The organism is Nocardiopsis sp. TRM 82005 (assembly GCF_056312425.1).
Genome location: NZ_JBWDTQ010000016.1, coordinates 35,223 through 54,908, shown reverse-complemented (window position 1 = coordinate 54,908; position 19,686 = coordinate 35,223). Strand labels below are relative to the sequence as shown.

Sequence of the window (19,686 nt, the reverse complement as noted above, 5' to 3'; positions counted from 1 at the left end):
GCTCGGTAGATGCTATTGCATCCAGCTCCCGTGAATAATGGGGACCCCGTCCCACCAGGTTTCACTGGGGTCATCCCTCCGTCGAGCCTTCGTCGAGCCGGTTCCGGCCCTCCCGGACACCCTTCTGGAAACCCGAGAAGCGGTTACGGACACGGTCCGCACTACGCGTGGGCATCTGCTTGAAGTTCTCCGGCTTGGGAGCCGTCCCCGGAACAAGGTTTGCCTTGGGAACCCGTTTTGGCAAGCCCGAGGTAGTCAACCCGCCCGCGAGGGGCTCGGCCGCGGTGCGCGCGGCCTTCCAGCCGCGGTCGGCCGCCGAGCTCCACTCCTGCTCGGAGCTGGTGTTCTGCTCGGAGCCGGCGCCCCGGTCCGGGCGGGCGCTCTGCTCGGCACGTGCACCCTGGCCCGCGCTGGCGCTCTGGCCGGCACCGTTGCTCTGCGGGCGCTGGCTCTGACTCTGTCCAGGCGAGACCTGCGGAATCGGGCCGGTCTCGGTGGTGTCCACGGTGGGACCCCCGCTACGGCGCTTGAACCAGTTGGACTCGATCGCGTCGAAGATCGGCAGCGAGTCGCTGTCCTCACCCGACGGAGTCGGCGGCACGACCGTGTTGTTCGGGCCCTGGGCGCCGCCGTAGCGGCGGGAGAGGTAGGCAGTCGAGCCGTAGCCCTCACGCGAGTCGAAGCCGCCGGAGCGCCAGTTCCCGGTGTCGGAGGACGACGGTGCCTGCGGGACGTCGCTGCTCCAGTCGGAGGAGACGGCCGGGAAGGTCTCGGTCTCGTCGCCGCGGGCCGGGGCGGCTGAGTGCTCCTGGGCACCGGTGTCCCCACGGAACGTGTCGCCGGTACCGCTGTCGGCTGCCGAACCGTCGTTGGCGGAACCGGTGCCCATGTCGGAGTGGTCCCGTGACGGCGCCCCGGAACCGCCGAAGGCGTCGTAGGAGTCGTTGGCCCCCACCGGGCGGCGGAAGGCGCCGGTGTCGGTTGTGGGGCGGCGGAACGAGCCGGTGTCCGAGGGCCTGCTGAAGGACCCGGTGTCGGAGGCTCGGCCCACGGACCCCCTGTCGCCGAATGGCGAGTCGCTGCCCGCGTTGGAGCGCGGAGCCGGGTCGAAGAGGCTGCGTCCGCCGCTCTCAGGCTGCGGGCGCTGCGGCTCCTCGTCCTCGGGGACGTCGTAGGGGTCGATGACCGGGCGGCCGCCGGCGCCGTTGGCGCCGCCGGTGGTCCCGGCTCCCCTGGTGGTGTCCCACACAGAACCCGAGTCCTGCGAGGGGTTCCACAGGTCCTGACCGCTGGGCGGGTGCTCGTCGGTACGGGCGCCGCCAGGCTGGCGCTTGGGCAGCCCGCCCAGTTCACCGGGGCTGGCCCCGGCCTCCTGGGACTGCCAGGGGTCGCCCGGCTCGGCGGCCGCCGGGGTGGAGGCGAAGGCCGCCTCGGCGTCGGCGTAGGTGTTGGGCGCGCCCGAGGCGAGCTCGGGTCGGTTGTCCGCACCGCCCAGGGAGTGCTGTCCCTCGACGGGGGTGATCAGCAGGTCCGGCGGGAAGGTGACGTGGGCGGTGGTTCCGCCGCCGTGCGCCTCCTCCAGGCGGAGCTTGACACCGTGGCGGTGGGCCAGGCGCGAGACCACGAACAGACCCATGCGGCGCGAGACCGCGACGTCGATGACCGGCGGGGCGGCCAGGCGGGCGTTGATCGACTCCAGGTCCTCGGGCGCCATACCGATACCGCTGTCGGTGACGTCGACCCGGACGCCGCCGTTCTCGATGCTCTTGGCGCTGACCAGGACCTCGGTGTCGTGCGGGGAGAACGAGGTGGCGTTCTCCACCAGCTCGGCGACCAGGTGGATGACGTCGTTGACCGGACGGCCGAGCACCGAGATGTGGGAGGGGGCGCGCACGTTGACGCGCTCGTACTGCTCGACCTCGGAGACGGCGCCGCGCAGGACGTCGACCAGCGGGATGGGCTGGGCCCATTTACGGGTGTTGTCCTGGCCGGACAGGACCAGCAGGTTCTCGTTGTTGCGGCGCATGCGCGTGGCGAGGTGGTCCAGCTGGAACAGGTCGGAGAGGCGGTCGGAGTCCTGCTCGGACTGCTCCAGACCGTCGATGAGGCGCAGCTGCCGTTCCACCAGGGTCTGGCTTCGGCGGGACAGGTTGACGAACATCGCGTTGACGTTGCTGCGCAGGGCGGCCTCGTCGGAGGCCAGGGTCAGGGCCACGCGGTGGACGTCGTCGAAGGCGCGGGCCACCTCACCGATCTCGTCATGGGTGGCAACCTCGATCGGTGCGACCCGGACGTTCTCGGGGACCGTCCCGGCCTCCTGCATCCGGTTGATCGCGTCGGGCAGGTCGCGCTCGGCGATCCGGCGGGCACCGTCCTCCAGGGCCCGCAGCGGGCGCACCAGGGAGCGGACCACGAGGGAGGTGAGGACGAAGACCGCGAGGAGCACGCCCGCGACGACGAAGAGGTCCATGAGGGCACGGCCCATGGCCGCGTCGCGCAGCTCGTTGGCCTCGCCGGCGATACCTTCGGCGATCCCCTCCTCGACCGTCTGGAGGCGGTCCAGAGCGATGTCGGCGATTTCCCTGTAGTCCTCGGGGCCGTCGTTGGCGGTCACACCGGTGAGGTCGTCGTCGCGTTCGGCACGGTACATGACGCGCATGCGCATCGTGGAGACCTGGCTGACCTCCAGGCCGGTGAAGTGTTCGTCGAAGACGTTGCGCTGTTCGTCGTCCGCGGCCTGGACGAAGTTGGAGATCTCGTTCTCGTAGCGCGCGCGGCTGGAGTCGATGGCCTCGGAGATACCGCCGGTCATCGTGTTGCGAGCCAGGGAGTGGCTCATCAGCGCGGTCTCGTACGAGAGTTGGTCTCGCGCGTTGGAGAGCGCGGTCAGCGTGCGCACGCTCTCGCGCAGCTCGGTGTCGCCGGTCTCGTCCGCGATCGTCTGGTTGAACTCGGCCAGGGCGCGGGAGATCGTCCGGAACTTGGTGACGACCGGCAAGACGGTGATGCGGGTCTCGTCGATCTCGGTGCGCAGGGAGTCCAGGGTGGAGATCTGGCTGCGCATGCCGGACAGGCGTGTGGAGGCGTTGCCCTCGACCTCGCCCATGTCCTCCAGCCTGGCGCTGAGGGACTGCTGGAGGTCGCGGGAGGCGTCGCGCTCCTCCTCCATCTGCTGGCGCAGATCGTCCGACCGCCGTGCTGGATCGGCGTTGCTGGAGATGTAGATCGCGCTGATGGAGCGCTCGCGGCCCAGCTGGTTGGCCAGCTCCACGATGAGGACGCCCACCTCGGCGCGGTCCTGGATGTGGGCGTGGGTGACGGTGGAGACCGCCGCCTCGTAGACCCGCAAACCACCGAGCGCGAGTGCTACCGCGGTGGGGATGACGATGAGGGCCACCAGCCGGGAGCGCACCCGCCAGTTACGTGGCCGCCACCAGTCGGCTCTGCGCTGGGGCGTGGCATCGGCATGTTCGGCCTGCGCTGCCTCGCTTTGCGCGCTGGCCCCGTTTTTCGTCGCTCGTGTCGACACGGACCCTCGCAACCTTTCGTGTCACCGCTTCGAGCGGCTGGGTGAACCCCAGGGGCCGACCGCTCCGACCGAAGACTCTTCGGGAAAATCGGTATAGACCAAGGTCCACCGAACCGGGAGCGGTGGGGAATGTGGGGAGATGTGAAGACTGTCCGCCGGACTCGCCTGGGAGGAGAGAGCCGCACACCCCAAGGTTTCCGTGTAGGTGCGCGTGCGGTGGATAGCGTACCAATGGGCGCGAAGGACTCGCTTCGTCGGTTTCACGGCGATCGGCAAGATCATCTTCGGCTGCCCGGAACCATAATGCCCACAATGTCGGCATTATGACCAATCCGCCAGGTCAGACATGGGGACCGAAACCCAAGAAGTACCTAGGTAACTTTTTGGACACACCACCAGCTTCCCCTCCAACACCACCCTGACATGACATCGTGACAAGACGTATACGCAGGTCCCGGGGAGGAAGCTGAAATGCGTCCCTCGTCATGCCCTGATTCGGGCACGCTCGGTAGTGACGAAAAAGCGAAGGGTTCCGTGCATGCGAGAGTCCAGGGCATCTCCAGGCGCACCTTTTCGGTCAGTGCCGCGCTCTCAGCGGGGATGGCGGTGCTCCTGGCCCTCTCGGCCGCCGCACCCGGGGGTGCCTCCGGTTCCGACTTCGCCGAGGAGTCCACGCTGGGCGACGTGCGGGTGGAGTTGGCCCTGCTGCGCGCGGACATGGAGACCCTGCGCCAGGAGGCGTCGGTCAAGATCGAGCGCTATGAGGCCGAGCGTGAGCGCCTGGCCGAGCTGACCGGGCGCAGCGAGGCGGCCGACGAGCGCGCCGGGAGGGCCGACGAGCGCGGCGAGGCGGCGCGCCTGGCCGCGGCCCGACAGGCCGCCACCGCCTACAAGGGCGGCGACCTGGGCATGGTGCACGCCTGGACCGGGCCGGAGGGCCCCGACGGGCTGCTCGGACGCAGCGCCTACCTGTCCCTACTGGGTGAGCACCGCGAGGCCGACGTGGACCGCGCCGAAGCCGCGCGTGTGGCCACGGACACCCTCTCCGGGCTCGCCGAGACCGCCGAACAGGAGCAGACCGAGGCGGTCGAGGCCGCGGAGGCCGCCCGGGAGGAGGCCGTACAGGCGGTCGCCGACCAGGAGGCCGCGGTCGAGGGGATGCTGGAGGAGCAGACCCGGCTGGAGGCACGGCTCGCGGAGGTGCGCGACGCCAAGATCGAGGAGGAACGGCGCGAGGAGGCGCTGCGCGACGCGCGTTCCGCCGCGACTCCCACAAATGAAGACAATGATCATCGACACAATGCCGAAAAGAAAAAAGGGAATGGCGAAGCCCGCCCCGCGGCGGGAAGTACGGGCAACGGATGTACCGGGGGTAACACGGCCGTCCACGCCAACGGACGCATCCCCGAGTCGATACTGTGCCCCCTGCCCCAGCCCGGCGAACGGCTGCGGGCCGACGCCGCCGAGGCCTTCATCGAGCTCGACGGCGCCTACAGGCGGGTGTTCGGGCGACCGGTGTGCGTGGCCGACTCCTACCGGCCCTACCACGAGCAGGTACGCCTGTTCCAGGAGATGCTGCCCGGCATGGCCGCCAGGCCCGGGAGCAGCCAGCACGGGCTGGGCGTGGCCGTGGACCTGTGCGGCGGCGTGAACCGGTTGGGCACGCCCGAGCACGAGTGGATGCTGGCCAACGCCCCCGCCCACGGTTGGGACAACCCCGCCTGGGCCCGCAACGGCTTCGAACCCTGGCACTGGGAGTTCACGCCCCGGTGACCGCCGGGGGCGTCCGGCGCCCCCGGCGGTCACCGCGCTGGCTTGTCGCCCGGCCCCGGCCCGGGTCGGGGCCGCTCAGACCTGGGAGCCGACCCGGACCTCGAAGGTGCCCAGGGTGTCGGCGTCCACGAACAGTTCGTCGTCGGCCTCCAGCGGTGGGGTGGCCACGGGCAACAGCGCCCGGACACCCGTGGGGCCGGACACCAACCACTCCTGGGCGGGATCGACCAGCCCGCGGCCCAGCTCCCGCTCCTCCACCGAGGCGCTCATCCGCAGTGGCTCCCCGGCGACCTCGTCGGCGGTGACCAACACCGGGCCCAGGCTCAGCTGCACCGGCTGCCCCGCCTGGTCCAGCCACAGGCAGGCGGGCGTGTAGGCACGCACCGAGCCGCCCCCCGTGACGGCGGCCACACCCACCCGGGCCGAGAGCGCGTCGGAGGGCACCGCGTCGTCCACGCCCCGGACCAGTCCGGGACCGATCTCCCACACATCGTCGCCCGCACGTACGGGCACCGGGGCCGTCGGTGCCACCGGGGCGCACATGCGCGCCTCCGGCTCGACGATGATCTCGATCGGCGCGCCGACGGCTCGGCCGTGGGCCGCCACGAGGGCGTCGCCGCCCGACTCCAGCAGATCGGCGAGGCGTTCGGGGCCGGGGCTGCCCAGTACATCACCGTCGTCCACGGCCCCGACGCGTTCACCGCCGCCGCTCGGCGACAGATAGGTCACCCAGCGCATACACGTCTCCTTGTCCACCGCGGGAGCAGTGCGGCGCCCCTCCTCAGTGTGCGGCGGTCGGGCTGTGTTCCTTGCCCGTTCCGGCGCAGCCACGGCAGGGCTCGTCGATCCGGAGCCAGACGATCACCCCGCTGCCGTCCCGGTGCGGCCGCTCCGGCCGCCACCAGCCGGTTCCGGAGCAGAACCGGCACTCCAGGCCGTCCTGCTCACACCATCCGCACGAGGAAATCGCACACTGGGCATGTGTCGGTTCCCGCATCGGGTCCATGCGCTCCCACCGTCTCCCGCGAAATCGGGACCAGCCTTGCACAGCAGTCGTGTGCGCGTCCAGCCGGAAGCGGGGCGAACAGGCGGGTCAGAGCCCTTGTGAGCCACCCGCCCCGGTCGGCTCAGCCGGACGCGCGCACCACCAGGTGGGTGTCGAGCATGACCGTGTCGGCCTCCACCGTGCGCGGGATCGCCACGTCCACCAGCAGCCGCGCCATCTCCTGGCCCATCTGCACCGTGGGCTGGTGGATGGTGGTCAGCGGCGGGTCGCTGTGCTTGGCCATGACCGTGTCGTCGTAGCCGATCAGGGCGACGTCCTCGGGTACGCGCAGGCCGCGGGAGCGCAGCACGCGCAGGCCGCCGATGGCCATCATGTCGGAGGCCACGAACACCGCGTCGGGGGCCGCCCCGGTGTCCAGTAGCCGCTCCATCGCGTCGGCTCCCCCGTCCACGCTGAAGTCGCCCTGGACGACGAGCTCGTCGTCGACCTCGATCCTGGCGGCGGACATGACCTCGCGGTATCCGCGCAGCCGCTCCACGCCGGCGTTCATGTCCTGGGGACCGGTGATGGTGGCCACCCGTTGGCACCCGCGTTCCAGAAGGTGCTGGGTGGCCGCCTTGGCGCCGCCGATGTTGTCGATGTCGACGCAGTAGGGCGCGGGCTGGTCGGGCGAGTGGGGGCGCCCGCCGTGCACGACGGGTACACCGGCTTCGGCCAGACGGGCGGAGAGCGGATTGTCCCGGTGCAGGGACACCAGCAGCGCCCCGTCCGTGTGGAAGCCGCAGAGGTAGTCGCCCACGCGCTTGTGCTCGGACTCGGTGCGGGCCGTGGTGAGCATTAGCTGTAGGTCGCGCTCGTGCAGGACCGAGCTCACGCCGCGGATGATGTCGGCGAAGAAGGGATCAGCGAACAGCCGGTCACGGGGCTCGGAGACGACGAGCGCGATCGTGTCGGTGCGCCTGGTGACCAGGGTGCGCGCCGCCTGGTTCGGGCTGTAGCCGAGTTCGGAGATCGCGCTGTGCACGGCCTCCCTGGTACGCGGGCTCACCTGCGCGGACCCGTTGATCACCCGGGAGACGGTCCCGCGTCCGACCCCGGCGCGCTGCGCCACCATCTCCAGGGTCGGACGCTTCCGACCACCACCGCTCTTGGCCACTTCAAGGCTCCCTCTGGGATCGTGTGCCCTCGCCCCGGCGTTTCCCGCCCCTGGGCGAAGGCGTGTTCGGCGGGTGTTCTTCCTATGGTCGTACCCGCCTGAGACGACTGTGTGGGGTGCCTCGTGAGACACCCCACCGTCGCCCATGGTTCACCAGGATCGCCACTACGTGTGCAGTCGCGCCGGGGCCGCCGTGCGGGCGGCCCCGGCCGAGCCGCGGTCACACGGGCGAGCCGGGGCTAACGCTCTGGGAAACACCCCGTCTTGGCCAGCTCGGCGTACCAGTGCCCGCTGTCCTTGACGGTCCGCTTCTGGGTCTCGTAGTCGACGTGCACGATCCCGAACCGGCGGGAGTACCCCCACGCCCACTCGAAATTATCCAGGAGCGACCAGGCGAAGTACCCGCGCAGGGGCACTCCGGCCCGAACGGCCTCCTTGGCCGCCTTCAGGTGGCCCTCGTAGTAGTCGACGCGGTCGGTGTCGTTGACCTCGCCGTCCTTGGTGACGGTGTCCTCGAAGGCGCAGCCGTTCTCGGTGACGTAGAGGTCGATGCCGCCGCTCTCCCCGGCCAGACGCGTGAGCACGTCGTACAGGCCCGTGGGGTCGATCTCCCAGCCCATGTGGGTGACTGGCAGGCCCTGGGAGACGTGCACCTCCTCGGGCTCGGCACCGAGCCAGGCACCGCCCTCGCCGCTGACCAGCGCCGGGTCCAGGCCCTTGGCGGAGGCGGCGACGAACTCGGGCGAGTAGTAGTTGACGCCCAGGAAGTCCAGGGGGGCGGAGGTGATGTCCAGGTCTCCGTCGACGAGGAAGGAGAAGTCGCTGATGTCGGCGAGCTCCTCGGTCACGTCCGCCGGGTAACGGCCCTTGAGCAGGGGGTCGGTGAAGATGCGGTTGCGCACGGCGTCGGCGCGGCGGGCGGCACGGGCGTCGGCGGCGCTGGGCCCGTGGGGGCGGATGACCGCCTGGTTGTGGGCGACGCCGATCCGGGCGGGGTTTCCGGTGGAGCGGATCGCCTCGGTCGCCAGACCGTGGCCGAGCAGCAAGTGGTGGGCCGCGGCCAGGGCCGCGGCCGCGTCGTTGTGCCCCGGCGCGTGATGGCCGTTGTGGTAGCCGAGGAAGGCCGAGCACCAGGGCTCGTTGATGGTCATCCAGTTGCTGACGCGGTCGCCGAGGGCGTCGGCGACGATCTGGGCGTAGTCGCGGAAGCGGTAGGCGGTGTCCCGGTGGGGCCAGCCGCCCGCGTCCTCCAGGGCCTGGGGCATGTCCCAGTGGTAGAGGGTGGCCCAGGGCTGGATCCCGGCCTCCAGGAGGGTGTCCACCAGGCGGTCGTAGAAGTCGATCCCGGCCTGGTTCACTGCACCGGTGCCCTCGGGGATGATCCGCGGCCAGGCGACGGAGAAGCGGTACGCACCCAGGTTGAGCTGGCTCATGAGTGCGACGTCTTCGGCGTAGCGGTGGTAGTGGTCATCGGCGGGGTCGCCGGTGTCTCCACCCAGGATCTTGCCGGGGGTGTCGGCGAAGGTGTCCCAGATGCTGCGGCCTCGGCCGTCCGCGGTCGTGGCGCCTTCGACCTGGAACGAGGCGGTGGCCGCCCCCCAGAGGAAGCCCTCGGGAAAATCGTTGCGGTTGCTCACTGTTGGTGTACGCACCTTCCGTGACGAGGGGACATCGTTTTGGGAGCGCTCCCATAAAAGAAGCAGAGAAGTACTTTGATGTCAATCAACGCGCCTCGCACCGCAACCCAACCGTTACGGGCAAAAGCAGTGGTGGCGCCGGGAACCGCGGTGGCCCCGACGCCCGCCAGAGCGTACCCCTTCGTTGGCATTTCTACTGTATTGACCGGCATGAGTTGCTATCAGGTGTTATTCGGTGGGGTCTTCCGTGGAACCGTCGACGGGAAGCACGATGCCCTGCCAGCGGTCCTCCATGAACCGGCGCACCTCGTCGCTGTGCAGCAGCTCGTTCAACCGGACGATGTCCTCGGCGCCGACGTCCTCCGAGCGCACCACCAGCCCGTTGGCGTACGGGTTGTCCTCGGTGTCCTCCCAGGCCAGTGCGTTGGCCGTCGAGGGCAGATCCGACTCCAGGGCGTAGTTGCCGTTGACCACCGCCGCGTCCAGGTCCTGTAGCGAGCGCGGGAGCTGGGCCGCCTCCACCGGTGTGACGGTGATGTCGAGCGGGTTGTCCTCGATGTCGTCCCGCGAGGGCGCGTCCTCCCCCGTGTCGGCCAGGGTGATCACGTCCTGGGCGGCGAGCAGGTCCAGGGCGCGCCCCATGTTGGAGGTGTCGTTGGGCACACCGACCTGCGCGCCCTCGGGCAGGTCCGCCAGATCCGTCAGATCCTGCGAGTAGACGCCGAACGCCTCCAGGTGCACGTCCGAGAGGTAGCTCAGGTCCGCACCGGGGTTGCCCTGTAGGTACTCCTCCAGGAACGGCCTGGTCTGGTAGTAGTTGACGTCCAGCTCGCCCTCGGCCAAGGCGGCGTTGGGCTGGTTGTAGTCGGTGTAGACCACCACGTCCAGGGTCAGTCCCGCGTCGGCCGCCAGCTCCTCCTCGACGAACTCCAGGATCTCGGCGTGCGGCATCGGCGTGGCGCCGATCCGCAGGGTGGTCAGGCCCTCCTCGTCGGTGCCCCCTCCCGCCCGTTCACTGGGGCTGCCGCAGGCGGCCAGCAGCACCGCCGCCATCCCCGCGGCGGCGCTCCCCCGTACCGCGCGCGCCCTCGCACTCCTGTTCATCGGTCTCCCTCCGTGTCGGTAGGACAACTCTGGGGGCGGGGGCGGCCTCGGCTGGCCCGGCGGAAGGCTCCCGTCAGCGCCGGGCCAGCCTGCGCGCCATCAGGTCGCCGAGACTCTGCACGATCTGCACGACCACGATGAGCAGGATGACGGTGGCCCACAGGTAGTGGTCGTTGAAGCGCTGGTAGCCCTCACGGATGGCCAGGTCGCCCAGACCGCCGCCGCCGATGGCACCAGCCATCGCCGAGTAGGAGATGAGGGTGACCACGGTCATCACCAGACCGGCGATGAGGCCGGGAAGCGCCTCGGGAAGCATGACCTTGCCCACGATGGTGAAGCGGCGGGTGCCCATGGCGTGCGCGGCCTCGATGACCCCCCGGTCCACTTCGCGCAGGGAGGTCTCCACCAATCGGGCGAAGAACGGGATGGCACCGATACTCAGGGGCACGACCGCGGCCGTGGGGCCCAGGGTGGTACCCACCAGGAAGCGGGTCAGGGACAGTACCGCCACCATCAGTACGATGAACGGCAGCGAGCGGCCGATGTTGACGATCGCGCTGAGCACGGTGCGCACGGCCGGGGCGGGGGTGAGGCCGCCCTTGTCGGTGGCCACCAGCAGCACACCCAGCGGCAGGCCGATGAGGACGCTGAAAACGGTCGCCCACCACACCATGTAGATGGTGTCCAGGGTGCCCAGCCACAGGTTGGGCCACATGGCGGGCCAGGCCTGGACGAAGGCCACGACGGCGTCCCAGGCGTTGGTGTCCTCGGTCGCCGCGGCGAGGGTGAGGGAGGGGTCGATGGTCACTTTCCGGCCTCCTCGACCAGCAGGCCGTGCTCGGACAGGTAGTTCAGGGCCTGGGCTCGGCGGTCACCTCTCAGGTCCACGCTCAGGCGGCCCACGGACTGCCCCGCGACCTTCTCCACACCGCCGCCCAGGATGTTGACGTCCACGTCGAAGCGGCGGGTGAGCTCGGACATGAGCGGCTCGTCGAAGGAGCGCGGGTAGGTGACGTACACCGTGTCCTGACCGCTCTGGGCGGGTAGCGGAAAGAGCGATCGCGCCATCAGCGAGCCGGGGGTGCCGATGAGGTCCAGAACACGACCGGACTCGCGGAACTCACCGTTCTCCATGATCGCCGCGGAGTCGCAGATCCGCTTGATCACGTCCATCTCGTGTGTGATCAGCAGGATGGTCAGGCCCAGTTCGTCGCGCAGGCGACGCAGCAGGGCGAGGATGGACTCGGTGGTGGCGGGGTCGAGCGCGGAGGTGGCCTCGTCGCTGAGCAGCACCTTGGGGTCCGAGGCCAGCGCGCGGGCGATGCCGACCCGCTGCTTCTGGCCACCGGAGAGCTGGGCGGGGTAGGCGCGCGCCTTGTCGCTGAGCCCCACGAGTTCGAGGAGCTCGCCCACGCGCGCCCGGCGGCGGGTCCGGTCGACGCCGGAGACCTCCAGGGGAAAGCCCACGTTGCCCGCGACGGTGCGCGAGGACAGCAGCGCGAAGTGCTGGTGGACCATGCCGATACCGCGGCGTGCCGCGCGCAGGCGGGCACCGCGCAGCGCGGTGACCTCCTCTCCCGCGACGCGGATCGTTCCGGCGTCGGGGCGTTCCAGGAGGTTGACCGAGCGCAGCAGGGTGCTCTTGCCCGCACCGCTCTGGCCCACGACCCCGAAGATCTCGCCGGGTTCGACGTGCAGGTCGACCCCGTTCATGGCGGTCACCCGGTGCTTCTTCAACCTGTAGGCCTTGTGCAGGCCCACTGCGTCAATCACGGTCTTCCCATCGACGTTTCAGCGGTGGTGTCACGGCGCGGGGTCCGGAGCGGGACTCAGCGTGGGGTTGACGCCCACATCCGAGCGTACGGAGCGCCCCGAGGGCGGGCGGTGGCGACGCGCCGACACGGGAGTCGCACGGCAAACGGTCCGAAGGTGCGGTTCCCCACCCCTTCCGCGCCCGGCATCCTCTCAGTCCCGGCGTCCCCGACCGGACCTCGGCCCCCGGAAGGGACGGCAGCGGCCGTCGGGCGGCTGCTGGTGCCACACGGCGGTGTTCGCCCAGGTGGGCGTGGTGGCCGTCTGGGCGCGCGGAAGCTTTCACTCTTCCAACCCAACCATGGGCAAATGATCCGGTTCGCCGGAATCGCACCTTATAGCTAGGTTATGTGGGCCACACCGAGGCTTTCGTCGCACGGTGGAATCGTCCCGTCTCTCCCGAATCCCCGTGTGAGTGCCTACACTCATGACCGTCCCGTTTCCTCCCGCCCCGTGCGCGCGAGAGGCCGGGGCCCCGGGCGCACCGACGGCCGCCGGCCCCCATCCGGGAAAGACGAGAAATATTACCCGCACCGCTCCCGTGCCCGCAGGGAGACCGCGCGGGTTCAAGGAGCGACCACACCGTGCAGTCCGACCACCAGAACCGAGTGGACGAGTTCGCCGACTTCTGGGCTCCCGATCCAACCGATTCCTCCTGGGCCGACCGGGTCGAAGCCATCGCCGCCGCACTCCCCGCACCCGTCCGACCCGGCCGGGCGCGGGCCGCCGCCCTCGCGGTGGCCCTGTGCGGGGCCTTCCTGTTCCTTCCCCAGGCCCCCGCCACGGCGGCGCCCATGGACCCCGAGAACATGAGCTCCCTCCAGGAGCGCGCGGACGCCCTGAGTGAGGACTACCAGGGCGAGCTGCGCGACATGGAGGGCGTCATCGCGGAGGCCGAGCGCGCGGAGGAGCGCGCCGAGGGCACTCGCGAGGACGTGGAGGACGCACGTGAACAGGTGCGGTCCCTGGCGGTGGCCACCTACACCAGCGGCGGGATCAACCCGTCGATGTCGCTGTTCGTGGAGACCGAGCCCGACGAGGTCATCGACCGTGCGGTGGTGATCGACTACCTGTCCAGAAGCAACCAGGACAAGATCGACCGGCTCAACCAGGCACTGAGCCGCGACGAGACCGCGCAGGAGACCGCCGACGAGCGGCTGGCCCAGGCCGAGGAGGACCTCCAGGAGCTGGAGGACCGGCGCGTGGAGGTGCAGCGGCTGATCGCCGACCACCCCGAGCAGCCGATAGGCGGCCCGTACACCATCACACCGCGCACCGAGCAGATGCGTGAGCTGGTCATCGAGAAATTCGGTGAGGGCAGCGACGTGGGCGGAGTGGGCTGCTACAGGGAGGTCGGCGGCTGGGTGGTCGGCGAGCACCCCAAGGGCCGGGCCTGCGATTTCATGTTGGACCCCAACGGGGGCATGCCCTCACAGGAGCAGATCGACCGCGGCTGGGCGATCTCGGAGTGGGCCAGGGACAACGCCGACGACCTCGGGATCATGTACGTCATCTACCGGCAGCAGATCTGGGACGTACGACGAGGCGACACGGACTGGCGAGCGATGGCCGACCGTGGCAACCTCACCGAGAACCACTTCGACCACGTGCACATCTCGATGTTCTGACGAGTGCGTGTGGCCAGAGGCACTCTGCTTTGCGGCCTGCTGTGGCCTCGGGCGAACCAGGCCCGCTGGTCAGACCAGGGTGGAGATGCAGAACGGATGGCCGGCGGGGTCCAGCAGGACCCTCCACCTGTGGGGCTCGGGCTGGCTCGGGGGCTCCGTCGCACCCAGCGCCAGGAACCTCGCTTGGGCGGTGTCCAGGTCGTCAACGCCCAGGTCGATGTGTGCCCGCTTCTCCTGGGCGGGGTCCGGCCAGGTGGGTCGTCGGTATCCGGGCAGCCGGGAGAAGCCCAGTCCGGCCGCTCCCTCCTGACCGAGCAGGACGAAGTCGTCACTGGCGTGGACGATGGGCAGGCCGAGGGCCTCACCGTAGAAGCGGGCCAGCTCAGCGGGGTCGGGGCAGTCGAAGGTGACGGCCGCGTAGCGAATCGTGGGTACGGGTGCGGTTTCAGTGCTCATGGGCAGCACGTTAGGACGGGACCAGGACAGGTTCGGTCCTGGTCATGAGAGAGACTCCAGGATGTGATCAGCACATCCGCACGCCTGCTACAGCTGGTCTCACTGCTGTCCGCACGGCCGCTGTGGACCTGCGGCGAGCTGGCCGAACACATGGCGGTCACCGAGCGCACGATCCGGCGGGACGTCGCCAGACTCCGGGAACTCGGCTACGGGGTCGAGTCCGACCCCGGGCCGTGGGGCGGCTACAGCCTCAGCGGCGGCACCCGGACACCGCCGCTGATCCTTGACGACGAGGAGGCTCTGGCCGTAGCCGTCGGACTGCGCGAGGCCGCGCTCAGCGGTGTCCTCGGAAGCGCACAGGCCGCACTGACGGCCCTGTTGAAGCTGCGGCAGGTCCTGCCGCCACGGGTCGCGGACCGACTTGGCGAGATGGACTCGGCCTTCGTGCACACCACCAGGCCGAATGAGCCGCAGATCGTGTCCGGCATGCTGCTGGAGCTGGCCACCGTGTGCCGCCGGAGCGAACGCACCCGCTTGTCGTACCGCGATCGAAAGGGGAGGGCGACGGTCCGGGACGTCGACCCCTACCGCTTGGTGCACACGGGACGCCGCTGGTACTTCGTCGCCCGGGACGTGGCGCTGAACGAGTGGCGGACGTTTCGGGCTGACAGGGTCGAGCGGATTCGGCCGACCGGGCACACGGTGGAACTCGTCGACCCGCCGGACCCGGCACTGCTCGTCTCCCGTGCCATAGCGAGCGGTGTGTATCCGCTCTACGCGACGGTCCGCCTCCCGCTACCGATGGACCAGGCGGTCCGGCTGGTCCCGCCGTCAGTCGGTACCCACCGCCCGGATGGCCCCGAAGCCACCATCGTCGATATCGGCGGGCCCGACGCGGAGGGGCTCGCCGGATACCTGCTCAGCCTGGCCGCCCCGCTACGGGTCCTGGCACCGGATGGGGTACGGGAGGCGCTGGTTCGCCGTGCCCGGGAACTGTTCGAGGACAATCTGGACAGTCAGCGTCCGTAGGGGCGCGTCGCGGGGAGGGAAACCGGCGGGGCCGAGGACGGGCAGCCCCAGGAGACGTGAGCGTCCGCGCGTCCCGGAGGAGAGCCTCTGCCACTGGCCGTCGGCCCGAAAGCCCGGTTGCTTCTTCGGTGACCGGTTCCGGTCACCGAAGAAGCAACCGGTCACCCCGAACGTCCAGGCCTGAGCCCACGGTGACGAAACCGCGGGCCGACGACCGGGAACACCCGGCCGCGGGGCGGGCCCTACTATCCCAGGCAGGGTACGAGCGTCCACCGCGTGGAATCACGATTGCGTCACGTACGTGATGAGCTCCTGCACAACCGACACAAAACAGTGACGATTCCCCCCACTACCCCAGTTCTGACCTGCCCCCGGACCCTTGGTCACAGCTAGGATGCAACAGTTCCGGCCCGGTCCGAGGAACCCCTCGGCCCCTTCCGGCCTCCACCCCGGTGGTCGGCACCCCGGTCTGTCGGAACCCTCCTCACGTACACGGGGAAACCCCCGCCCCACGCCCCCGCTTTCGCCCGCGGCCGGGCCGCGAGGGAATCGTGAGAACCCATCGGCGCACACATGCGTCCCAGACAACACGGTCAGCACACACGGGCGAGGGGAGCCATGAGCGAAAACGGACCTTACAACCAGCCACCACAGAACCCCTACGGTGGCGGGGACAACAGTGGGGGCCAGCCACCCTTCGGTCAGCCCTACGGCGACCCCAACACCGGCGGACAGCCCGGCTACGGCGGCCCCGCGGGCTTCCCCGGCCCTCCCGAACAGCAGATGTACCAGGGCGGCCAGCCGCCCTACCCCGGCGGACCGGGCGGCCCCGGAGGACCAGGCGGGCCCGGCGGTCCCGGGTATCCCCCGCCCCCGCCGCCGCAGCCCTCGGGCGGCGGCAAGGCGGGACTGTGGGTCGTGATCGGCGGCGGTGCCGTGATCATCGTCCTGGTGATCGCGGTCGTGGTCATGCTAGTCACCAACGGCAGCGGGAACCAGGCCGTCGCGCCCGCCGCCGACACCGAGTCCTCCCAGAGCGCCGAGGACAACCCTGAAGAGGGCGGTGAAGAGGGCGGTGAAGAGGGCGGCGACGAGCCCGCGCCCGAAACCGAGGCGGCCCCCGCCGGAGAGCCGCCCTACGCCGTGCCGACCGAGCCCTGCAATGCCTTCACCGACCAGGTGGTCTCCGACTTCCTGATCCAGGACGGCGGCGACAAGTCCGTCCGGGACGAGAACTCCTACTGCGACACCCTGGACGCCAGCGCCCCCGAGGGCAACGCGGCCGGCGGCTACGCGGCCTACGAGGTCGTCTACGCGGTCCCCTACTCCGCGGCCGACTCCATCGAGGCCGCCAAGAGCGACTTCCAGGACGACGTCGAGGAGATCACCGGCGAGAACCAGTACATCGACGTCTACAAGGCCGAGAACATCGAGGAGAACAAGGAGGTCGACCTCGGCGACGAGTCCCTCTACGTCCTCACGAAGTACGACTTCCTGGGCGACGACATCCCCCAGGCCGTGCTGCTGATCCGCACCGCCAACCTCAACATCCGGATCGAGTACCAGCTGCACCCGTCCTACGGCGGTGACGACACCGCCGAGGACCTGGTCATGCCCGACAACGTCGAGGAGATCATGCTCAACGCCGGCGCCGACGCGCTGGCCGTGGTCGGTAGCTGACCACTCCCATGAGCAAGGGGGCCGTGGCGTTTCGCCGCGGCCCCCTACCCGTGCCGCCCTCCTCCAGACGGGCCGTGCGTCTCCCTAGAGGCCGGCGCGCACCCGGCGGGCCGCCTCCACCATGTTGCGCAGGGCCTGCTCGACCTCGGCGTAGCCGCGCGTCTTGAGGCCGCAGTCCGGGTTGACCCACAGGTTCCCGGCGTCGATGTGGGCGACCGCCAGCCGCAACGCCCCCTCGACCTCCTCCACCGAGGGCACCCGCGGGGAGTGGATGTCGTACACGCCCGGGCCGATCCCCCGCTTGTAACCGCGGCTGCCGAGGTCGCGTACCAGTTCCATGCGCGAGCGGGCGGCCTCCACACTGGTGACGTCGGCGTCCAGGGCCTCGATCCCGTCGACGATCAGCCCGAACTCCGAGTAACACATGTGCGTGTGGATGTTCGTGGACGGTGACACCCCGGAGGTGGCCAGGCGGAAGGCGTTCACCGCCCAGTCCAGGTACTCCCGGCGCCGCTCCCCGCGCAGCGGCAGCAGCTCGCGCAGGGCCGCCTCATCCACCTGGATGTGGCGGATCCCGGCGCGTTCCAGGTCAGCGACCTCATCGCGCAGCGCAAGGCCCACCTGGAGCGCGGTCTCGCCCAGCGGCTGGTCGGTGCGTACGAACGACCAGGCGAGCATGGTCACCGGACCGGTGAGCATCCCCTTGACCGGCTTGTCGGTGCGCGACTGGGCGTAGGTGATCCACTCGACCGTCATGGGTTCGGGGCGCGAGACGTCGCCGAACAGGATCGGCGGACGCACACACCGCGAACCGTAGGACTGCACCCAGCCGTTCTCGGTGGTGGCGTAGCCCTCCAGCTGCTCGGCGAAGTACTGGACCATGTCGTTGCGCTCGGGCTCGCCGTGCACGAGCACGTCCAGGCCGATCTCCTCCTGAAGCGCGACGACCCGGTCGATCTCCTCGCGTAGGAGTTGCTTGTAGGCGTCCTCAGCCAGCTCTCCCCTGCGGTACGCGGCCCGGGCGCGGCGCAGTTCCGGGGTCTGCGGGAACGAACCGATGGTGGTCGTGGTGAGCGGGGTGTCCGTGGGTGCGCCGCGGTCCTGGGGGCGCTGGTAGGCATCCGGGCCCAGGGCGTCGAGGCGGGCGCGCACGCGGGCGTCGGTGAAGGCCGGGTCGCGGGCATCGCCCTCTTCGGCGTACTCAGCCTCGGCGCCCTCGGACAGCACGCGGCCGAGCAGGGCCGCCTCTCCCGCCTTCTGCTTGGCGAAGGCCAGGGCCCCGCGCAACTCCGGAGCCAAGGAGGTCTCGGCGTCCAGGTCCAGGGGCACGTGCAGCAGCGAGCAGGAGGTGCTCACAGTGAGCTCGTCGGTGAGGGCGAGCAGCGTGCCGAGCGTGGCCACGGCGGCCGGAACGTCGGTGCGCCAGACGTTGCGTCCCTCCACCACGCCAGCGACCAGGCGGGTCCCGCCCAGGCCGGATACCTTCACCAGGTCGTCCACGCCCTCGTCGTCGGTGACCAGGTCCAGGCCGACTGCCTCGACCCGGGAGTCCTTGAGAGCGCGCAGGGCGGGTGCGCCGATGGAACCGAAGTAGGTGGAGACCAGCAGGGCTGGACGGTCGGAGAGGGAGCCCAGGCGCTGGTAGACGCGCTCCAGGCGGCTGATGGCGGCGCGGCCCTCGTCGGTGGCCAGGATCGGCTCGTCCAGCTGGACCTCGGTGGCGCCCTCGGCCCGCAGGTCGCCGAGGAGCCGGGCGTAGGCGTCCAGGAGCTGGTCGAGCAGCTCAATGGGCTCCCATCCCCCGGGAGCGTCGTCGGCGGCCTTGGCCAGCATCAGGAAGGTGAGCGGGCCGACCAGGACCGGACGGGTGTGGAAACCGGCCTCGGCGGCCTCCCGGAACTCGGCGACGGGCTTGTCACCGACCAGGCGGGGGCGGGTGCTCGGCGAGAGCTCGGGGACCAGGTAGTGGTAGTTGGTGTCGAACCACTTGGTCATCTCCAGTGGCGGGGCGCCCTGCTCGCCGCGTGCGAGGGCGAAGTAGCGGCTCAGCTCCTCGTCCCGGCTGTCCGCGGCGGCCGGCGGGGCGAAGCGGGAGGGGACCAGGTCGAACAGGACCGCGGTGTCCAGGACGTGGTCGTAGTAGGAGAAGGTGTTGGACGGGATGTCGTCCACCCCGGCCTCGCGCAGCTGGGTGTAGACGCCCAGGCGCAGGTCGGCTGCGACCGAGTCCAGCTCCTGGGCGGTGGTCCCACCCTTCCAGTAGGACTCACTGGCGCGCTTGAGTTCGCGGTCGGGGCCGATGCGCGGGTAACCGTGCACGGTGGAGCGCACGGAGGAGCGGGGCGCGCCCGGGGAGGCGGGGCCCGTCTTGGGCCTGGGGATCTCGGTCATGAGCTTCTCTCCCTCGTCGAAAGCCGGGTACCGGCCACGAGGCGGGGCGAGGAGCGGGCACGCCGACGGACACGCCATGAGCGTGCACACCTGTCCACCGCCCCCGGCCCTCCCTCGGAGCGCGGGACCACCGGCGGCACGGACGCACCGCCGGGTGGAGGCAGGTCTTCGGACTCGGGGGCGCGGGCGGTGCGGACACCGCTCCTCCTACTGGCCACCGCTTCCCAGTTCCCGACCTTCTCGACCGGGCCACCAGTGCCTGTGGTGACGCTCGTTCCCCCATACCGCTGCGGGGCAGTCCCGGATTCGCACCGGGTTCCCTCTTACGACACCCCCCTACCCCACCGGTACCGTCCGGTTCGCGGGGTGGCGCGTGTACCTTCCACGCCTGCAAGTATAGGGAGCGCCCCCTCCGCCCTTGTATCCGGCGTGCGCCCTCATGCGTCCGGCCAGACAGCGCGAACCCCTGTCACACAGCCGACGTC

14 protein-coding genes and 1 riboswitch are annotated in these 19,686 nt (G+C 70.2%); of the genes, 4 read left to right on the top strand and 10 right to left on the bottom strand.

The annotated features are described in order from the left end of the window. Window positions 1–70: 70 nt before the first annotated feature. Window positions 71–3,412, bottom strand: coding sequence for a sensor histidine kinase (locus AC0T5L_RS12780; protein WP_476165809.1), 3,342 nt, complete (start codon window positions 3,410–3,412; stop codon window positions 71–73). 717 nt (window positions 3,413–4,129) lie between these two features. Here AC0T5L_RS12780 and AC0T5L_RS12775 point away from each other — a divergent pair. Next, the gene (locus AC0T5L_RS12775) at window positions 4,130–5,302 is read left to right on the top strand and encodes a D-alanyl-D-alanine carboxypeptidase family protein (RefSeq protein WP_476165808.1); all 1,173 of its coding nucleotides are present in this window, start codon (window positions 4,130–4,132) and stop codon (window positions 5,300–5,302) included. Between the two features lie 75 nt (window positions 5,303–5,377). Here the strand turns inward: AC0T5L_RS12775 and AC0T5L_RS12770 are convergent, their stop codons facing one another. From AC0T5L_RS12770 to AC0T5L_RS12740, 7 genes are all read right to left on the bottom strand, one after another. Next, window positions 5,378–6,040 carry a hypothetical protein gene (locus AC0T5L_RS12770; protein WP_476165652.1) on the bottom strand — a complete coding sequence of 221 codons (663 nt, stop codon included), beginning with the start codon at window positions 6,038–6,040 and terminating at the stop codon, window positions 5,378–5,380. Window positions 6,041–6,083: 43 nt separating this feature from the next. Then, window positions 6,084–6,308 (bottom strand): hypothetical protein, encoded by a 225-nt coding sequence (locus AC0T5L_RS12765; protein WP_476165651.1) that lies wholly within the window; start codon window positions 6,306–6,308, stop codon window positions 6,084–6,086. Window positions 6,309–6,429: 121 nt separating this feature from the next. Beyond that, complete coding sequence (locus AC0T5L_RS12760) at window positions 6,430–7,464, bottom strand: LacI family DNA-binding transcriptional regulator (protein WP_476165650.1); 1,035 nt, start codon at window positions 7,462–7,464, stop codon at window positions 6,430–6,432. 239 nt (window positions 7,465–7,703) lie between these two features. Then, window positions 7,704–9,101 (bottom strand): GH1 family beta-glucosidase, encoded by a 1,398-nt coding sequence (locus AC0T5L_RS12755; protein ID WP_476165649.1) that lies wholly within the window; start codon window positions 9,099–9,101, stop codon window positions 7,704–7,706. Window positions 9,102–9,329: 228 nt separating this feature from the next. Continuing rightward, window positions 9,330–10,205, bottom strand: coding sequence for a MetQ/NlpA family ABC transporter substrate-binding protein (locus AC0T5L_RS12750; protein WP_476165648.1), 876 nt, complete (start codon window positions 10,203–10,205; stop codon window positions 9,330–9,332). A 73-nt stretch (window positions 10,206–10,278) separates the two neighbouring features. Beyond that, window positions 10,279–11,013: a methionine ABC transporter permease gene (locus AC0T5L_RS12745; RefSeq protein WP_476165647.1), complete on the bottom strand. Its 735-nt coding sequence runs from the start codon at window positions 11,011–11,013 to the stop codon at window positions 10,279–10,281. Beyond that, on the bottom strand, window positions 11,010–11,966 hold the full coding sequence (locus AC0T5L_RS12740; RefSeq protein ID WP_476165807.1) for a methionine ABC transporter ATP-binding protein: 957 nt from the start codon (window positions 11,964–11,966) through the stop codon (window positions 11,010–11,012). Before AC0T5L_RS12740 ends, AC0T5L_RS12745 begins: the two co-directional genes overlap by 4 nt. A 635-nt stretch (window positions 11,967–12,601) precedes the next feature. On the opposite strand from AC0T5L_RS12740, the gene AC0T5L_RS12735 reads away from it, so the two are divergent. Beyond that, the gene (locus AC0T5L_RS12735; protein ID WP_476165646.1) at window positions 12,602–13,645 is read left to right on the top strand and encodes a coiled-coil domain-containing protein; all 1,044 of its coding nucleotides are present in this window, start codon (window positions 12,602–12,604) and stop codon (window positions 13,643–13,645) included. A gap of 69 nt (window positions 13,646–13,714) precedes the next feature. Here AC0T5L_RS12735 and AC0T5L_RS12730 read toward each other — a convergent pair whose 3' ends face one another. Beyond that, window positions 13,715–14,101, bottom strand: a complete 387-nt coding sequence (locus AC0T5L_RS12730) for a VOC family protein (protein ID WP_476165645.1) — start codon at window positions 14,099–14,101, stop codon at window positions 13,715–13,717. A 63-nt stretch (window positions 14,102–14,164) separates the two neighbouring features. Between AC0T5L_RS12730 and AC0T5L_RS12725 the strand changes: the two genes are divergently transcribed. Continuing rightward, on the top strand, window positions 14,165–15,130 hold the full coding sequence (locus tag AC0T5L_RS12725) for a helix-turn-helix transcriptional regulator (protein ID WP_476165644.1): 966 nt from the start codon (window positions 14,165–14,167) through the stop codon (window positions 15,128–15,130). 618 nt (window positions 15,131–15,748) lie between these two features. Continuing rightward, window positions 15,749–16,810, top strand: a complete 1,062-nt coding sequence (locus AC0T5L_RS12720) for a DUF3558 domain-containing protein (RefSeq protein ID WP_476165643.1) — start codon at window positions 15,749–15,751, stop codon at window positions 16,808–16,810. An 84-nt stretch (window positions 16,811–16,894) separates the two neighbouring features. Here the strand turns inward: AC0T5L_RS12720 and metE are convergent, their stop codons facing one another. After that, complete coding sequence (metE, locus tag AC0T5L_RS12715; RefSeq protein WP_476165642.1) at window positions 16,895–19,201, bottom strand: 5-methyltetrahydropteroyltriglutamate--homocysteine S-methyltransferase; 2,307 nt, start codon at window positions 19,199–19,201, stop codon at window positions 16,895–16,897. Window positions 19,202–19,343: 142 nt separating this feature from the next. After that, window positions 19,344–19,552, bottom strand: a riboswitch (cobalamin riboswitch). Window positions 19,553–19,686 lie beyond the last annotated feature (134 nt).

Bases quoted from the DNA above. Each gene is read 5' to 3' on its own strand.
- metE (WP_476165642.1), bottom strand. From the start codon at position 19,201: ATGACCGAGATCCCCAGGCCCAAGACGGGCCCCGCCTCCCCGGGCGCG.
- AC0T5L_RS12775 (WP_476165808.1), top strand. From the start codon at position 4,130: ATGGCGGTGCTCCTGGCCCTCTCGGCCGCCGCACCCGGGGGTGCCTCC.
- AC0T5L_RS12730 (WP_476165645.1), bottom strand. From the start codon at position 14,101: ATGAGCACTGAAACCGCACCCGTACCCACGATTCGCTACGCGGCCGTC.
- AC0T5L_RS12750 (WP_476165648.1), bottom strand. From the start codon at position 10,205: ATGAACAGGAGTGCGAGGGCGCGCGCGGTACGGGGGAGCGCCGCCGCG.
- AC0T5L_RS12720 (WP_476165643.1), top strand. From the start codon at position 15,749: ATGAGCGAAAACGGACCTTACAACCAGCCACCACAGAACCCCTACGGT.
- AC0T5L_RS12765 (WP_476165651.1), bottom strand. From the start codon at position 6,308: ATGGACCCGATGCGGGAACCGACACATGCCCAGTGTGCGATTTCCTCG.
- AC0T5L_RS12770 (WP_476165652.1), bottom strand. From the start codon at position 6,040: ATGCGCTGGGTGACCTATCTGTCGCCGAGCGGCGGCGGTGAACGCGTC.